Raw genomic sequence first — 14,077 nt, 5'->3', positions numbered from 1 at the left:
TCCTCACTCGGACTCGCCGGACGCGCTCTTCGCCGAGCGATCCGTCTGGAACGGACTGGTCGATGTGGCCACCGGGGACTCGCCGATCGCCGACAGGGCCTCGGCGTTGGTCTTACCCGCGCGGCGCTCGTCCAGGTACCGGGTGAACTTCTCCGGCGAAACCGCCCGGATCTCGAAGTTCATCATCGAGTGGTAGGTGCCGCACATCTCGGCGCACCGGCCGACGAACGCGCCTTCGGTGTCGATCTCGGTGATCTGGAAGACGTTGTCGGAGTTGTTCTCCTTGGGGTTGGGCATCGCGTCGCGCTTGAACAGGAACTCCGGCACCCAGAAGGAGTGGATCACGTCGGCGGCGGCGAGCTGGAACTCGATGACCTTGCCGGTCGGCAGGACCAGGACCGGAATCTCGGTGCTGGTGCCGACGGTCTCGACGGTGTCGTAGTGCAGGAACGACAGGTCGTTCTCCGGGTGGCCGTGCACCGGACCGGGCTGCGGGTGACCGTGCTCGGGGTCGATGCGCTCCTCGTAGGCCTTCAGCTGCTCGGCAGCGGCGGCCTCACGGGCGGTGTCGATGCCGTCGAAGCGGTAGCCGTCCTTGAAGTCGACTTCGCGGTAGCCGAACTTCCAGTTCCACTGGAAGCCGGTGACGTCGACGGTGACGTCGGGATCCGCCACCTTCTCGTGCACGTAGTTCTGCACCACGACGGTGAAGTAGAACAGCACCGCGATGATGACGAACGGGATAGCCGTGTAGGTCAGTTCCAGCGGCACGTTGTAGCCGGTCTGACGCGGGAACTCCGGCGAGCCCTTCTTCTTGCGGTGGAAGACGACGGTCCAGAAGGTCAGACCCCAGACCAGCACGCCCATCATCAGCGCGGCCACGACGGACCAGGTCCACAGTTCCCGCATCCGGGTGGCCTGCGGCGTGACGCCCGAGGGCCAGCCGAACCGCAGCCAAACATTGTCGATGGAGCAGCCCGAGACGAGCATCGCGGTGATCCCCAAGGACACCGCCAGCCCGGCCCGCCGAAGGATGCGGCCCTGCCGACCCCGAACGGGTCGTGCCCCGATCTCTTCGCTCGCCTTGTGCGCCACGCTCACGCCTTCCTGGTCGCCACACATTCCGACAGTGCGCCGTCGGGGCCGCGATCCGCCCTGACGACACGATAAAAGCTCGTTCAGATCTTTCTCCGGACGGCGGCCACCGAGGACCCACCCTGCCTGAGAACGACCTGAGTACTACGCAGCGTAGACCAAACGGGCGGCCTCTATGTCGCCGGGTCGCGTTCGACACTCGGGCCGCACGCCCGTTCCCCCACGGCGCGGCCCCCGCGGCACCCCGCGACCAGCGCATGAGGCGTCCTGCGCGCGCGTGCGGCATACTCGGACACGTCATTTCGGCCGCGTGCGACGCGGCGCCCCCGACCGGAGAAACGAGGTTGCCGACACGTGTGCGGACTGCTCGGATTCCTGACAGCTGACGCGGCGACTTCCGAGGTCGTGGATCAGGTCTACAACGCGCTGCACTGCATGCGACACCGTGGACCGGACGAACGGGGCACCTGGCACGACGACCACCTCGTCTTCGGGTTCAACCGGCTGTCGATCATCGACATCGAGCACTCCCATCAGCCGCTGCGCTGGGGTCCGCCGGAGTCCCCCGAGCGCTACGCGCTGACCTTCAACGGCGAGATCTACAACTACCTCGAACTGCGCGAGGAACTGCGAGCCGCGCACGCCGCAGAATTCGGCGACCAGCCGATGTTCCGCACCGAGGGCGATTCCGAGACCATCGTCGCCGCCTACCACTACTGGGGCGTCGACGCCGTCGCGAAGCTGCGCGGCATGTTCGCCTTCGCGGTCTGGGACACCGAGCGCGACGAGCTGTTCCTGGCCCGCGACCCGTTCGGCATCAAACCGCTGTTCCTGGCCACCGGGCCCGGCGGCACCGCGTTCGGCAGCGAGAAGAAGAGCCTGCTGGATCTGCTGCCCGCGTGCGAGCGCGGCGACGAACTCGATCCGCGCGCGCTCGAGCACTACACGGTGCTGCAGTACGTACCGGAGCCGGAGACCCTGCACGCGGCCGTTCGCCGGCTGGAGTCGGGCACCTACGCGGTACTGCGTCCCGGTGCCGAGCCGGCGATCACCCGCTACTTCACCCCGCGTTTCCCGGTGCGCCCGTTCACGCCCGGTTCCGAGCAGGCCCGCTACAACGAGATCGCCGCCGCGCTCGAGGACTCCGTCGCCAAGCACATGCGCGCGGACGTCACCGTCGGCTCGTTCCTGTCCGGCGGCATCGACTCCACCGCGGTCGCGGCGCTGGCCATGCGCCACAACCCGAATCTGATCACCTTCACCACCGGCTTCGAGCGCGAGGGCTACTCCGAGGTGGATGTGGCCGCCGAGAGCGCCGCGGCCATCGGCGCCCGCCATGTCGTCAAGGTGGTCTCCCCCGCCGAGTTCGCCGCCGCCATCCCGGAGATCGTCTGGTATCTCGACGACCCGGTGGCCGACCCGGCGCTGGTGCCGCTGTACTTCGTGGCCAAGGAAGCACGCAAGCACGTCAAGGTGGTGCTTTCCGGCGAGGGCGCCGACGAACTGTTCGGCGGTTACACCATCTACCGGGAACCCTTGTCGCTGAAGCCTTTCGAGTACCTGCCCAAGGGGCTGCGCAGGCTGGCGGGCAAGCTGTCGGATCGCATCCCGGACGGCACCCGCGGCAAGAGCCTGCTGCACCGCGGTTCGCTGACGCTCGAGGAGCGCTACTACGGCAACGCCCGCAGCTTCAGTGATGCCCAGCTGCGCTCGGTGCTGCGCGAGTTCCGCCCGGAGTGGACGCATCAGGACGTCACCGCCCCGATCTACGCGCAGTCGCGCGGCTGGGACCCGGTGGCGCGCATGCAGCACCTGGACCTGTTCACCTGGCTGCGGGGCGACATTCTGGTCAAGGCCGACAAGATGACCATGGCGAACTCGCTGGAGCTGCGGGTGCCGTTCCTGGACAACGAGGTGCGCAAGGTCGCCGAGCAGCTGCCCTTCGATCAGAAGCTCACCAAGGAGACCACCAAATACGCGCTGCGCCGGGCACTGGAGGGCATCGTGCCCGGCCACGTGCTCCATCGCGCCAAGCTCGGTTTCCCGGTTCCGCTGCGGCATTGGCTGCGCGGCACCGAACTCTACGACTGGGCGCACGCCCAGATCGCCGACTCGCAGACCGACCACCTGCTCGACAAGGCCGCGATCACCGCGATGCTGGTCGACCACCGCGAGGGCCGCTCCGATCACAGCAGGCGGCTGTGGACGCTGCTGGTGTTCATGGTCTGGCACGGCATCTTCGTCGAGGACCGCATCAAGCCCGAGATCCAGGAGCCGGTCTACCCGGTCTCGCTGTGAGACCGTCCGGGGCGGGACCAACGGCCCGCCCCGGAGGGGGCTGCTAGAGCAGCGGCTCGATGTCGGCGGCGGCCTGGTCGCCGTAGGCCTTGGCCAGCCGGACCAGCGCCTCGTCCTTGTCGAGCTTCCACTCCTGGGTGCCCGTGGTCTCCAGCACCAGCACCGCGATGAGCGAGCCGAGCTGGGCGGACCGCTCGATGCTCAGCCCCGAGGTGTGGCCGGTGAGGAAGCCCGCGCGGAAGGCGTCGCCGACGCCGGTGGGATCGACCTTCTCGTTCTCGGGGACCACGCCGACGGTCACCTCGCTGCCGTCGCGGTCGACGATCAGCACCCCGTCCGCGCCGAGCGTGGTGACACGCACGCCCACCCGCTGGGCCACTTCGGCCTCGCTCAGACCGGTCTTCTGCAGCAGCAGCGCCCACTCGTACTTGTTGGTGAACAGGTAGGCGGCACCTTCGATCAGCCGCACCGCCTGGTCGCCGTCGAGGCGGGCCAGCTGCTGGGACGGATCGGCGGCGAAGGCGATGCCCAGCTCGCGGCACTCCTCGGTGTGGCGCAGCATGGCTTCCGGATCGTTGGCGCCGACCAGCACCAGATCCAACGAATGGTTCTCGGCCAACTCGGCGACGGAGATGTCACGGGCCTCGCTCATCGCGCCGGGGTAGAAGGACGCGATCTGAGCCATGTCCTCATCGGTGGTGCAGACGAAGCGGGCGGTGTGCGCGCGGTCGGAGATGTGCACCGTCGAGCAGTCGACGCCGTGCTGTTCCAGCCACGCACGGTATTCGGCGAAATCCGCGCCGACCGCGCCGACGAGCAGCGGGGTGCGATGGAGCACGCCCATCGCGAAGGCGATGTTGCCGCCCACACCGCCACGGCGGATCTGCAGGTCGTCGACGAGGAAGCTCAGCGACACGTTGGCGAGCTGGTCGGCCAGCAGCACATCGGCGAACCGTCCGGGAAAACGCATGAGATGGTCGGTCGCGATGGACGCGGACACGGCGATAGACACGAGGCGGGGCCCCTTCAACGGTAGGCGGCAGCGGGCGCGGGCCGGAGATACCGGTCCCCGCCTTCACCGTATCAATACCGGCCCGTGGGAAGGAGCCACCTCGCGTGGGTATCCCCCGTCGAACGGGGGCCACCCATCTCGGTCGAACAGGTCAGTTGAAGGAATCGCCGCAGGCGCAGGAGCCCGTGGCGTTCGGGTTGTCGATGGTGAAACCCTGCTTCTCGATGGTGTCGACGAAGTCGATCGAGGCGCCCTGCACGTACGGCGCGCTCATCCGGTCCACGGCCAACTTGACCCCGCCGAAGTCGGCGGTCAGGTCGCCGTCGAGGGTGCGGTCGTCGAAGAAGAGCTGGTAACGCAGGCCGGCGCATCCGCCCGGTTGCACGGCGATACGCAGCGCCAGGTCGTCGCGGCCTTCCTGATCCAGCAGCGCCTTGGCCTTGCTCGCCGCGGCGTCGGTCAGGATCACGCCGTGAGTCGTGGTCTCGTTCTGCACAGTCATGAACGCTCCTAAAGGACAGCTGAGGTCAACCCGTTGCATCAACGCCACTACTCGGGCTGGTATTCCCCTTCGTGTATTCCCCCATCTTGCCACCGCGGCGTCGCCCGGCGACGACGGCCTCACCGAAAGCGACCGGGTTTCGGGGCGCGACACGCCATCGAATAGCCTGGTCGGCGTGAAGTTGTTCCGTCGCGACCAGGCCGGCACCACCGACGCGACCGCCGAGTCCACGGCGGACGCGCACGACGACGCGGCCGTCAGCATGACCAAGACCGGCGCCGCCACCACCCCCGGCAAGGGCCGTCCCACTCCGAAACGCCGTGAGGCACAAGGCAACAGGCGCGGCCCGGTCGCGCCCGCCCCGCTCACCGCCAAGGAGGCCCGGGCCCGCCGCAAGGCCGCCAAGGGGCCGCGGGGCACCCGCGCGGAGCGCAAGGCCGCCGCCGCCGAGCGCAAGCTCGCCATGCAGGAGCGTCGCGCGAAGATGCTCGCCGGGGAGGACAAGTACCTGCTGCCGCGCGATCAGGGCCCGGTGCGCGCCTTCGTGCGCGACATCGTCGATGCCAGGCGCAATCTGGCGGGCCTGTTCATGCCGATGGCCTTGGTGTTGATCCTGTCGATGTTCGCCGCGCCCGGCCTGCAGACCATCGTGACGTTGGTCATGCTGGTGATGATGCTGTTCATGGCCATCGAGGGCGTCATCCTCGGCAAGCTGGTCAACAACCGGGTCGTCGAGCGATTCCCGGACACCACCGACACCGGCATCAAGCTCGGCTGGTACGCCTTCGTGCGCGCCTCCCAGATCCGCCGGATGCGCGCTCCCAAGCCGCGGGTCAGCCCGGGCGACGCTGTCTGACTGATTCCCCGATTCCTCGGCTGCCACGGCCGCTCGTCCTCGCGACGGGCGGCCGTTGTCGTTTCCGACGCCGCCCTTCGGCCGACATCGTTGCGGGAACCCGCGGCCGTCGTAGGGATGCACAGCGGTCGGCCGCCCGGGTCAGCGGTGGTCGGCGCGACCGGCGATGGCGGCGATCTCCGCGCGGGCGCGCTGGACATCGCGATCGACGACATCGGAGGAACCGGCCGGGCCGTAGCCGGGAGTGAGGAGGAAAGCGAGGAGGGCGATACCGGCGAGGGCGAAAAGTATCATCGTCATGGCAGTAAGTTTGCGATCATCAAGATTCCTCCGAAAGTGGCTGTTCTGACATAGTTCGTCAATTTTCGGCCAGCTAGACTCGGTGGATGTTGTCGAAGGTCGCCGTCGTGCTGTTCGAGAAGCTCGCCATGTTCGAATTCGGCGTGGTCTGCGAGGTTTTCGGCCTGGACCGCACCGCCGACGGTCTGCCGGGTTTCGACTTCAAGGTGTGCGGAGCCGAGCCCGGCAAGCCGCTGGCCTCCACCACGCCCGGCGTCACCGTCACTCCGGCCTACGATCTGTCCGAACTGCGCCGCGCCGACCTGGTCGCGGTCCCCGCGGCGCCTGTCGAGGTCCTCACGGGCGGCATCGACCCGCGGCTGATCGAGGCGCTCCGCGACGCCCACCAGACGGGCGCCACCATCCTGACCGTCTGCTCGGGCGCGTTCCTCGCGGGCGAGGCAGGTCTGCTCGACGGCCGTAAGTGCACCACCCACTGGCGCTACGTCGACACGCTCGCCGCCCGCTACCCCGAGGCCACCGTCGACCCGGACGTGCTGTTCGTCGACGAGGGCGATCTCGTCACGAGCGCGGGCACCGCCGCGGGCATCGACGCCTGCCTGCACCTGGTGCGCCGCGAGATCGGCAGCGCCGCGGCCAACGGCATCGCCCGCCGCATGGTCGTGCCACCGCAGCGCGACGGCGGGCAGCGCCAGTTCATCGAGCGTCCGGTCGCCGACTGCTCCGCCGACAGCCTCGGCGAAACCCTGCAGTGGATGAACGAGCATCTCGACCTGCCGCACACCGTCGAGGAACTCGCCGCCCGCGCCGCGATGTCCACCCGCACCTTCGCCCGCCGCTTCGCCGCCGAGACCGGAACCACCCCGGTGAAGTGGCTCACCACCCAGCGCATCCTGCACGCCAAGCAGCTGCTGGAGGACACCGGGCTCGGTCTCGAACACGTCGCCTCCCGTTGCGGATTCGGCTCCGCCGCGCTGCTGCGCCACCATTTCCAGCGCCACGTCGGCCTGGCCCCCGCCGAGTACCGCCGCCGCTTCGGCCGCACACCCGACGCCTGAGCGGCCTTCGGGATCACCGGCCGGTTCCTCCGGCGTGGCCCCACCGCTGACCGCGGCGATGAGCGGTTCGTCGACGATGTCGCACCACTCCGGCGCATCCGTATCGGCCGACCGACGCGACGATCACGCCGAGCGCGCCCGCTACCGCGCGCCGTGCGGGTATCCGGGCGGGGACTCGCTCGAGGGCGGCGTTCGGCACGCGCGGGCGCGCGGGGCAAGATTGGGCGACGACCACCCGCGGCGAGGACGCCGCTGCCCGACCCGAGAGGCTCGACCAGTGACACACGGATTCGGACCGGTTGCACCCCCCGACGCGGAGATCCGCGCACAGGCCGAAGCGCGCCAGACCCGGCTGATCAAACCGGCGGGCTCGCTCGGCAGGCTCGAGACGCTCGGCAATTGGATCGCCGCCTGCCAAGGCGCGTGCCCGCCGAAGCAGTTCGAGCGAGCGCGGGTGGTGGTGTTCGCCGGGGATCACGGCGTCGCCACGCACGGCGTCTCGGCCTATCCCCGTGAGGTGACCGCCCAGATGGTCGCCGGATTCCTCGCGGGCGGCGCGGCGATCAACGCGCTGGCCAGGGCTGCGGGCGCGACGGTCCGGATCGCCGACATCGCCGTCGACGGCGACACCGAACCGTCGATCAGCGCGCACAAGGTGCGCCGCTCCTGCGGCAGCATCGACCGGGAGGACGCGCTGTCCGCGGAAGAGATCGACGCCGCGCTGGCCGCGGGGGTCACCATCGCGGACGAGGAGATCGACGGCGGCGCGGATCTGCTCATCGCCGGGGACATGGGCATCGGCAACACCACCCCGGCCACCGTGCTCATCGCCACGCTCACCAATACCGAGCCGGTCGTCGCGGTCGGCCGTGGCACCGGCATCGACGACGCGGGCTGGATTCGCAAGGTCGCCGCCATCCGCGACGCCATGCGCCGAGCCCGGCCGGTGATGAAGGATCCCGTGGATCTGCTGCGGGTGGCCGCCAGCGCGGATATCGCCGCTACCGCCGGTTTCCTGGCCCGCGCCGCCCAGCGCCGCACCCCGGTGATTCTCGACGGCGTGGTGGTCACCGCGGCCGCGCTCGTCGCCGAGGATCTGGCCGCGGGCGCGAGCGCCTGGTGGGTGGCCGGACACCGGTCCACCGAACCCGCGCACTCCCTCGCGTTGAAACAGCTTCGCCTGGAACCGCTGATCGAGATGCAGATGCGCCTGGGTGAGGGCTCCGGAGCGGTCGCGGCTCTGCCGATCCTGCGCGGCGCGGTCGCCGCGCTCGCGGAGATGGCGACCTTCGACGAGGCGGGCGTGAGCACCGCCGACGGCAGCACGCCCGACCGCACCGTGCCGCTGACCACATGACCGCACCGCGCCGGGTCTCCTGGCCCGGGGGCGCGCGGCTGGCGTTCTCCTGGCTGAGCGTGCTGCCGGTGCGCGGACCCGAGGAGGTGGACCGGGCAGGCGCGGCCAGGGCGATCGCCCTCGCTCCACTCGTCGGCGCGACGCTCGGCACACTCGCCGCGACCCTCGCCTGGGTGTTCGTCCATCTCGGCGCCAGCGCTCCACTCGCGGCACTGCTCGCGGTCGGCGCCTCGGCCCTGGGCACCCGGGGCATGCACCTGGACGGCCTGGCCGACACCGCCGACGGTCTCGGCAGCTACGGCCCACCCGAGCGAGCGCGCGCGATCATGAAAGGCGGCGATGTCGGCCCGTTCGGCGTCGCCGCCATCGTGTTCGCGATCGGCGTGCAGACCTTCGCGTTCGCGGCGCTCGTCGATGAAAGCCGTTGGCTCGCACTGGCGCTCGCGGTCACCGTGGGCCGGGTCGCCGTCGTGCTCGCCTGTCACGGGGCGTCGCCGGCCGCGGGCACCGGCTTCGGCGCGCTGGTCGCCCGCACCCAGTCCCGGCTGACCGGCGCGCTCTGGATCCTCGCCGCGACGGTGTGCGCGATATTCGCGGTGCCGGATCGCGCGTGGCTCGGCCCGGTGGCCACCCTTGTCGCCCTGGCCGTCGCGCTGCTGCTGGTCCGGCATTGTGTGCGCCGTTTCGAGGGCCTGTCCGGCGATGTGCTCGGCGCCGCGATCGAGGTGTCGGTCGCCGTCGCGGCGATCGGCTTCTCACTGGCAACCCCCTGATTCCCGGGTCGGGGGACCAGAACGGTCGTCCACGTTCCGCCGAATACAACCGACCGGTACTTTTCCTTGCCGATGCGCGGAGGCAGCCACAGTACCCCTAGGGTGGGCATATGTCTTCCGACCGTCTGTACTTCCGGCAGCTGCTGGCCGGGCGCGATTTCGCCGTCGGCGACCCGATCGCGACCCAGATGCGCAATTTCGCCTACCTGATCGGTGACCGCGAGGCCGGTGAGTGCGTGGTGGTCGACCCCGCCTACGCCGCCGGCGACCTGGTCGAGATCGCCGAGAGCGACGGCCTGCGCCTGACCGGCGTGCTGGCCACCCATCACCACCCCGATCACGTCGGCGGAACCATGCTCGGCTTCACCCTGCGTGGCGTGGCCGAATTGCTCGAGCAGCGCCCGATGCCCGTGCACGTGAACAACCAGGAACTTTCCTGGGTCGCCAATGTCACCGGTATCGCACCGAGCGAACTCACCGGACATCAGCACGGCGACACCCTCGAGGTCGGCGCGGTGCGCATCCAGCTGCTGCACACTCCGGGCCACACCCCCGGCAGCCAGTGCTTCCTGGTGGACAACCGCCTCGTCGCGGGCGACACCCTGTTCGTGGACGGCTGCGGCCGCACCGACTTCCCCGGCGGGGACACCGACGAGATGTTCCGCAGCCTCCGCTATCTGGCCGGACTGTCCGGCGACCCGGTGGTCTACCCCGGCCACTGGTACTCCGAGGAGCCCAGCGCGGCACTGTCGGTGATCAAGGACAACAACTACGTCATGCGGCCGCAGACCCTCGAGCAGTGGCACATGCTGATGCCTGGCTGAGATACCGGCGGATCGGCGGTGGCGGCAGCGGCTGCCACCGCCTCGCGCTCAGGCCTTGCGCATCCAGCCGTGGATGTCGGCGAAGGTACCGCGCTGGATACCGGTGAGGGTCTCGCGCAGCGCCATGGTCACCTCGCCGGGCTCGCCGCCGCCGATGGTGAACTCGCCCTCGCCGGAGCGCACCCAGCCGACCGGCGTGATGACAGCGGCGGTGCCGCAGGCGAAGACCTCGCTGATCTCGCCGGAGGCGGCGCCCTCGCGCCACTCGTCGACGGTGATCTTGCGCTCCTCCACCGGGTAGCCGGAGTCGGCGGCCAGCGTCAGCAGCGAATCGCGGGTGATGCCGGGCAGCAGCGAGCCGGACAGCTCCGGGGTCACCAGACGGGCGTTGGATCCCTTGCCGAAGACGAAGAACAGGTTGTTCGTGCCCATCTCCTCGACGTAGCGGCGCTCACAGGCGTCCAGCCACACCACCTGGTCGCACCCCTTCTCGGAGGCCTGGGCCTGGGCGAGCAGCGAGGCCGCGTAGTTGCCCGCGACCTTCGCCTCACCGGTGCCGCCGGGGGCAGCGCGCACGTACTCGGTCGACAGCCACACCCGCACCGGCTTGACCCCGCGCGGGAAGTACGCGCCCGCGGGCGAGGCGAGCAACAGGTACTTGTAGGCCGACGCGGGCTTCACGCCCAGGCCCGCCTCGGTGGAGAACAGGAAGGGGCGCAGGTACAGCGATTCCTCGCCGCCCGCGGCGGGCACCCAGCGCTCGTCGACCTCGAGCAGTTGACGCACGGACTCGATGAACAGTTCCTCGGGTAATTCGGCCATCGCCATCCGGCGCGCGGAGCGACGGAACCGCGCCGCGTTGGCGTCGATGCGGAAGGTCGCGACGCTGCCGTCGGCCTGCCGGTAGGCCTTGAGGCCCTCGAAGATCGCCTGGCCGTAGTGGAACACCATGGTGGCCGGGTCCATCGACAGGGGTCCGTACGGCTCGACCTTCGCGTTGGTCCAGCCTTCGGCCTCGGTGTAGTCGATGGAGACCATGTGATCGGTGAAGTACCGCCCGAAACCGGGGGCCGCCAGAATCTCCGCTACCCGCTGGTCCGATTGCGGCGCGGGATGGGGAATGCGGGCGAACTGTGCGGCAACGGTCATGGCGATGATCCTAATCCGTGCCCGGATCCCGGTCTCGCGCGTGTGGGCGGTTGCGGTTCAGGAGGTGCGCGGCGACAGGAAAGGCGGCTTGACCACCTCGCAGCGCAGTTTCCGCCCACGCACGTCCACCTCGACCTCCGCCCCCGGCTCGATCCCTGCGGCGGTGTCGATCAGCGCGAGCGCGATACCGATCTTCAGGGTCGGCGAGAAGGTGCCCGAGGTGGTCTGCCCGACCTCCGCGCCGTCGCGCAACACGGTCTGCCCCTGACGCAGCACGCCGCGGTCCAGTGCGCGCAACCCGCGCAGGATGCGGCGCGGTCCCGCCGCCTTCTCCTGTGCCAGTGCGGCCTTGCCCCAGAACTCCGGCTTGCCCCAGGCGACGGCCCAGCCGATGCCCGCCTGCACCGGCGAGATCTCGGTGGACAGTTCGTGGCCGTGCAGCGGGTACCCCATCTCGGTGCGCAAGGTGTCACGCGCGCCCAGCCCCGCGAGCTGCCCGCCCACGGCCTTCACCCGCTCGGTCAGCGCCCGGAACACCACCTCGGCGTCGTTCCAGCGCGGCAACACCTCGTAGCCGTGTTCGCCGGTGTAGCCGGTGCGGCAGACCCGGACCGGGCGACCGTCCCACTCGGCGTCGGCGAAAGCCATGTACTCCATGTCCGACGGCAGGCCGAGCCCATCGAGCACCGCCGCCGCGCCCGGTCCCTGCACCGCGAACACCGCGTATTCGCGATGCTGATCCGTCACCGTGACACCGTCGGGCGCCGCCGCCGCCAGTCGCCGCACCACCGTCGCGGTGTTCGCCGCGTTCGGCACCAGGAAGATCTCCTCGTCGCCGACGTAATAGGCGATGAGGTCGTCGATCACGCCACCGTCCTCAGTGCAGCACAGCGTGTACTGCGCCTTGCCCGGCCGGATACGGTCCAGATCGTTGGTGAGCACGGCGTTCACGAACCGCGCCGCGCCCGGGCCGGCCACCGTCGCCTTGCCGAGGTGGCTGACGTCGAACAGCCCGACCGCGGTGCGCGTGGCCTGATGCTCGCCCACGGTGCCCGCGTAGGACACCGGCATCTGCCAGCCGCCGAATTCCGCGAACGTCGCCCCCAGTTCGACGTGCACATCGTGGACAGGTCCGCGCAACAGGTCGGTCATGCCGCCGAGCTTAGCCCGCGCTCGTCTGCGCATCGCGCGCCGGTGAGCGCCCGCGGAACCACATGGGGATCAGTACGGGGCCACCGTCGGGCAGCGCGAATGCGCCCCCGGTCCGCACGAAACCGCAGCGTTCGTAGAGGGCGGCCGAACGCTCGGTGCTGGCTTCCAGATACACCGGCTCCGCTGCCTCGGACAGCCGCGCGGCCAGGATCGCCGCGCCCGCGCCCCGTCCCCGGTGTTGCGGCACGGTCACGATGGATTGCAGGTATCGATGGGGGAATTCGCGCGGATGCGTCCGCGCGACCAGCGCGGTCACCGCCGCCAGCCGGACCATTGGACGGATCCGCGACGCCGTCGAGGCCATCTCGGCGATCTCCCGCGCCTCGGCCTCGTACCGGTCCACCGCGGTGACGTGATGCCACACCGAGACCGACCACACCTCCTGCTCCGGACCCGCGACCCATACCTCGTCCTCGCGCACCGCCCGTTCGATCACCTTCGGCGCGTGCTCGGCACGGAACGCCGCCGCGACATCCGGGTACCCCTCGGTCACCCAGGCCGTCACCGCCTCGTCCTGCGCACCCGCCGCGTACGCGCGACCGACCGCCTCGACGTCGGCGGCATCCGCCCTTCTCACGCGCATCCGATCCACTCCCCTACCTCCTGTTGTGAACACTGTTCCGAACGCCAAAGTAGGTACGGCGGTAGTGCTTCTCCAGATTTTCGTCACACTTGTTCGTGTGTCGAAAGCCGGCGAACGCCACCCCTCCGACAGTCGAGGCTCTCGCGGTGCCCGCAGTTCCCGCGAGGACCGGATTCCCGTCGCCGACGCGACGGACCCGCGGGCCACGCGGTGCGACCTGTGCCGCCGCCGCCTCGACTCTGCGAACCGCGGCAGGCCCCGCCGCTACTGTTCACGGTCCTGCCAGGCCCGCGCCTACCGAGCCCGCCGCGCGCTCCGCGCCGCCGGTGCCCCCACCGATCGCCGGCCGCCGCGGCCCGAGCGCCTCACCCGCGTGACGATCGCCCGGACCGCGGTCGCCCTGGCCGACCGCGACGGTCTCGGCGGACTCACCATGCGCCGCCTCGCAGGCGATCTCGGTGTCGCCACCGCCGCGCTCTACCGCCACTACCCGGACCGGGAAGCCTTGCTGTCGGCGATGACCGAGTTGGTCATGGCCGAACACGCGCGCCGCCCGCATCCCCTCCGCGCCGATCCGCGCAGCGCTGTGGCTCAGGAGGCGCATCGCGAATGGCGCCTCTACCGCGAGCACGCCTGGATGCTGCCGGTGCTGGCCCGCACCCGTCCCCCACTCGGTCCCGCCCTGTTCGACACACTCGAGCGGACCTTCGCGGCGCTGGGCCGGTTCCACGTTCCGGCCGAGGAGTTGCTCACCACCTACCTCGCCCTGTCCGGACTGGTCCAGGGCCTCGCCCTGCTGTCGGCCTCCGATCGTGACCGGCGCGCGGACAGCGCATCCGGCGGCGATCCCGAGGACACCACATCGCCGGACGAGCCGGATCTGCGCACCCTGGGCACCCACCCCACGCTGTCCCCGGCCCTCGCCCAGGCCGGCGCCCTGGATCTCGACGACCTGCTCACCAGCGCCGTCGCCCTGCTCCTCGACGGCATCGCGCACCGCCACGCCACACCCCTGGACGTCCGCTGCACGATGCGGAACCGACCGAATAGCCTGTGAC

Annotated in this window: 14 protein-coding genes; 7 read left to right on the top strand and 7 right to left on the bottom strand. The window is 70.1% G+C overall.

What is annotated here, in order from left to right:
• Positions 1 to 3: 3 nt before the first annotated feature.
• Positions 4 to 990 (bottom strand): cytochrome c oxidase subunit II, encoded by a 987-nt coding sequence (locus IU449_RS22180; RefSeq protein ID WP_228805540.1) that lies wholly within the window; start codon positions 988 to 990, stop codon positions 4 to 6.
• A 459-nt stretch (positions 991 to 1,449) separates the two neighbouring features.
• Here IU449_RS22180 and asnB point away from each other — a divergent pair, with 459 nt between their 5' ends.
• Positions 1,450 to 3,393 carry an asparagine synthase (glutamine-hydrolyzing) gene (asnB, locus tag IU449_RS22175; protein WP_195004030.1) on the top strand — a complete coding sequence of 648 codons (1,944 nt, stop codon included), beginning with the start codon at positions 1,450 to 1,452 and terminating at the stop codon, positions 3,391 to 3,393.
• Positions 3,394 to 3,436: 43 nt separating this feature from the next.
• On the opposite strand, the gene IU449_RS22170 is transcribed toward asnB, so the two are convergent.
• Both IU449_RS22170 and IU449_RS22165 read right to left on the bottom strand, forming a co-directional pair.
• Positions 3,437 to 4,405, bottom strand: a complete 969-nt coding sequence (locus IU449_RS22170) for a carbohydrate kinase family protein (protein WP_195004029.1) — start codon at positions 4,403 to 4,405, stop codon at positions 3,437 to 3,439.
• A 151-nt stretch (positions 4,406 to 4,556) separates the two neighbouring features.
• Positions 4,557 to 4,907: a HesB/IscA family protein gene (locus tag IU449_RS22165; RefSeq protein ID WP_040795354.1), complete on the bottom strand. Its 351-nt coding sequence runs from the start codon at positions 4,905 to 4,907 to the stop codon at positions 4,557 to 4,559.
• Between the two features lie 175 nt (positions 4,908 to 5,082).
• Between IU449_RS22165 and IU449_RS22160 the strand changes: the two genes are divergently transcribed.
• The gene (locus IU449_RS22160; RefSeq protein WP_324188374.1) at positions 5,083 to 5,763 is read left to right on the top strand and encodes a DUF3043 domain-containing protein; all 681 of its coding nucleotides are present in this window, start codon (positions 5,083 to 5,085) and stop codon (positions 5,761 to 5,763) included.
• A 141-nt stretch (positions 5,764 to 5,904) separates the two neighbouring features.
• Here IU449_RS22160 and IU449_RS22155 read toward each other — a convergent pair whose 3' ends face one another.
• Positions 5,905 to 6,063 carry a hypothetical protein gene (locus IU449_RS22155; protein WP_195004028.1) on the bottom strand — a complete coding sequence of 53 codons (159 nt, stop codon included), beginning with the start codon at positions 6,061 to 6,063 and terminating at the stop codon, positions 5,905 to 5,907.
• A gap of 86 nt (positions 6,064 to 6,149) precedes the next feature.
• Here IU449_RS22155 and IU449_RS22150 point away from each other — a divergent pair, with 86 nt between their 5' ends.
• The 4 genes from IU449_RS22150 (at position 6,150) to IU449_RS22135 (ending at position 10,075) form a co-directional block, all read left to right on the top strand.
• On the top strand, positions 6,150 to 7,121 hold the full coding sequence (locus IU449_RS22150) for a helix-turn-helix domain-containing protein (RefSeq protein WP_195004027.1): 972 nt from the start codon (positions 6,150 to 6,152) through the stop codon (positions 7,119 to 7,121).
• A gap of 277 nt (positions 7,122 to 7,398) precedes the next feature.
• The gene (gene cobT / locus IU449_RS22145) at positions 7,399 to 8,478 is read left to right on the top strand and encodes a nicotinate-nucleotide--dimethylbenzimidazole phosphoribosyltransferase (protein ID WP_195004026.1); all 1,080 of its coding nucleotides are present in this window, start codon (positions 7,399 to 7,401) and stop codon (positions 8,476 to 8,478) included.
• Complete coding sequence (locus IU449_RS22140; protein ID WP_195004025.1) at positions 8,475 to 9,251, top strand: adenosylcobinamide-GDP ribazoletransferase; 777 nt, start codon at positions 8,475 to 8,477, stop codon at positions 9,249 to 9,251. Before cobT ends, IU449_RS22140 begins: the two co-directional genes overlap by 4 nt.
• A gap of 110 nt (positions 9,252 to 9,361) precedes the next feature.
• A complete protein-coding gene (locus tag IU449_RS22135; protein WP_195004024.1) occupies positions 9,362 to 10,075 on the top strand; it encodes an MBL fold metallo-hydrolase in 714 nt (237 codons plus the stop codon).
• 48 nt (positions 10,076 to 10,123) lie between these two features.
• Here the strand turns inward: IU449_RS22135 and IU449_RS22130 are convergent, their stop codons facing one another.
• Genes IU449_RS22130 through IU449_RS22120 form a run of 3 tightly spaced genes read right to left on the bottom strand, consistent with a single transcriptional unit; the run spans position 10,124 to position 13,019 of the window.
• The gene (locus IU449_RS22130) at positions 10,124 to 11,224 is read right to left on the bottom strand and encodes a branched-chain amino acid aminotransferase (RefSeq protein WP_195004023.1); all 1,101 of its coding nucleotides are present in this window, start codon (positions 11,222 to 11,224) and stop codon (positions 10,124 to 10,126) included.
• Between the two features lie 57 nt (positions 11,225 to 11,281).
• Positions 11,282 to 12,376, bottom strand: coding sequence for a glycine cleavage system aminomethyltransferase GcvT (gene gcvT / locus IU449_RS22125; RefSeq protein ID WP_195004022.1), 1,095 nt, complete (start codon positions 12,374 to 12,376; stop codon positions 11,282 to 11,284).
• Positions 12,377 to 12,386: 10 nt separating this feature from the next.
• On the bottom strand, positions 12,387 to 13,019 hold the full coding sequence (locus tag IU449_RS22120; RefSeq protein WP_195004021.1) for a GNAT family N-acetyltransferase: 633 nt from the start codon (positions 13,017 to 13,019) through the stop codon (positions 12,387 to 12,389).
• A gap of 373 nt (positions 13,020 to 13,392) precedes the next feature.
• Between IU449_RS22120 and IU449_RS22115 the strand changes: the two genes are divergently transcribed.
• The gene (locus IU449_RS22115; protein ID WP_324188373.1) at positions 13,393 to 14,076 is read left to right on the top strand and encodes a TetR/AcrR family transcriptional regulator; all 684 of its coding nucleotides are present in this window, start codon (positions 13,393 to 13,395) and stop codon (positions 14,074 to 14,076) included.
• The last annotated feature ends 1 nt before the right edge of the window (position 14,077 follow it).

This window comes from Nocardia higoensis, assembly GCF_015477835.1.
In the GTDB taxonomy this organism is placed as follows: Bacteria; Actinomycetota; Actinomycetes; order Mycobacteriales; family Mycobacteriaceae; genus Nocardia; species Nocardia higoensis_A.
Note: the sequence above shows the minus strand (reverse complement) of the source record. Positions and strands in the feature narration are given on the sequence as shown.

Excerpts from the sequence above, each read along its gene's own strand:
- IU449_RS22120 (WP_195004021.1), bottom strand. The coding sequence starts at position 13,019 with ATGCGCGTGAGAAGGGCGGATGCCGCCGACGTCGAGGCGGTCGGTCGC.
- IU449_RS22165 (WP_040795354.1), bottom strand. The coding sequence starts at position 4,907 with ATGACTGTGCAGAACGAGACCACGACTCACGGCGTGATCCTGACCGAC.
- IU449_RS22135 (WP_195004024.1), top strand. The coding sequence starts at position 9,362 with ATGTCTTCCGACCGTCTGTACTTCCGGCAGCTGCTGGCCGGGCGCGAT.
- IU449_RS22180 (WP_228805540.1), bottom strand. The coding sequence starts at position 990 with ATGCTCGTCTCGGGCTGCTCCATCGACAATGTTTGGCTGCGGTTCGGC.
- IU449_RS22130 (WP_195004023.1), bottom strand. The coding sequence starts at position 11,224 with ATGACCGTTGCCGCACAGTTCGCCCGCATTCCCCATCCCGCGCCGCAA.
- IU449_RS22155 (WP_195004028.1), bottom strand. The coding sequence starts at position 6,063 with ATGACGATGATACTTTTCGCCCTCGCCGGTATCGCCCTCCTCGCTTTC.
- gcvT (WP_195004022.1), bottom strand. The coding sequence starts at position 12,376 with ATGACCGACCTGTTGCGCGGACCTGTCCACGATGTGCACGTCGAACTG.
- IU449_RS22140 (WP_195004025.1), top strand. The coding sequence starts at position 8,475 with ATGACCGCACCGCGCCGGGTCTCCTGGCCCGGGGGCGCGCGGCTGGCG.
- IU449_RS22150 (WP_195004027.1), top strand. The coding sequence starts at position 6,150 with ATGTTGTCGAAGGTCGCCGTCGTGCTGTTCGAGAAGCTCGCCATGTTC.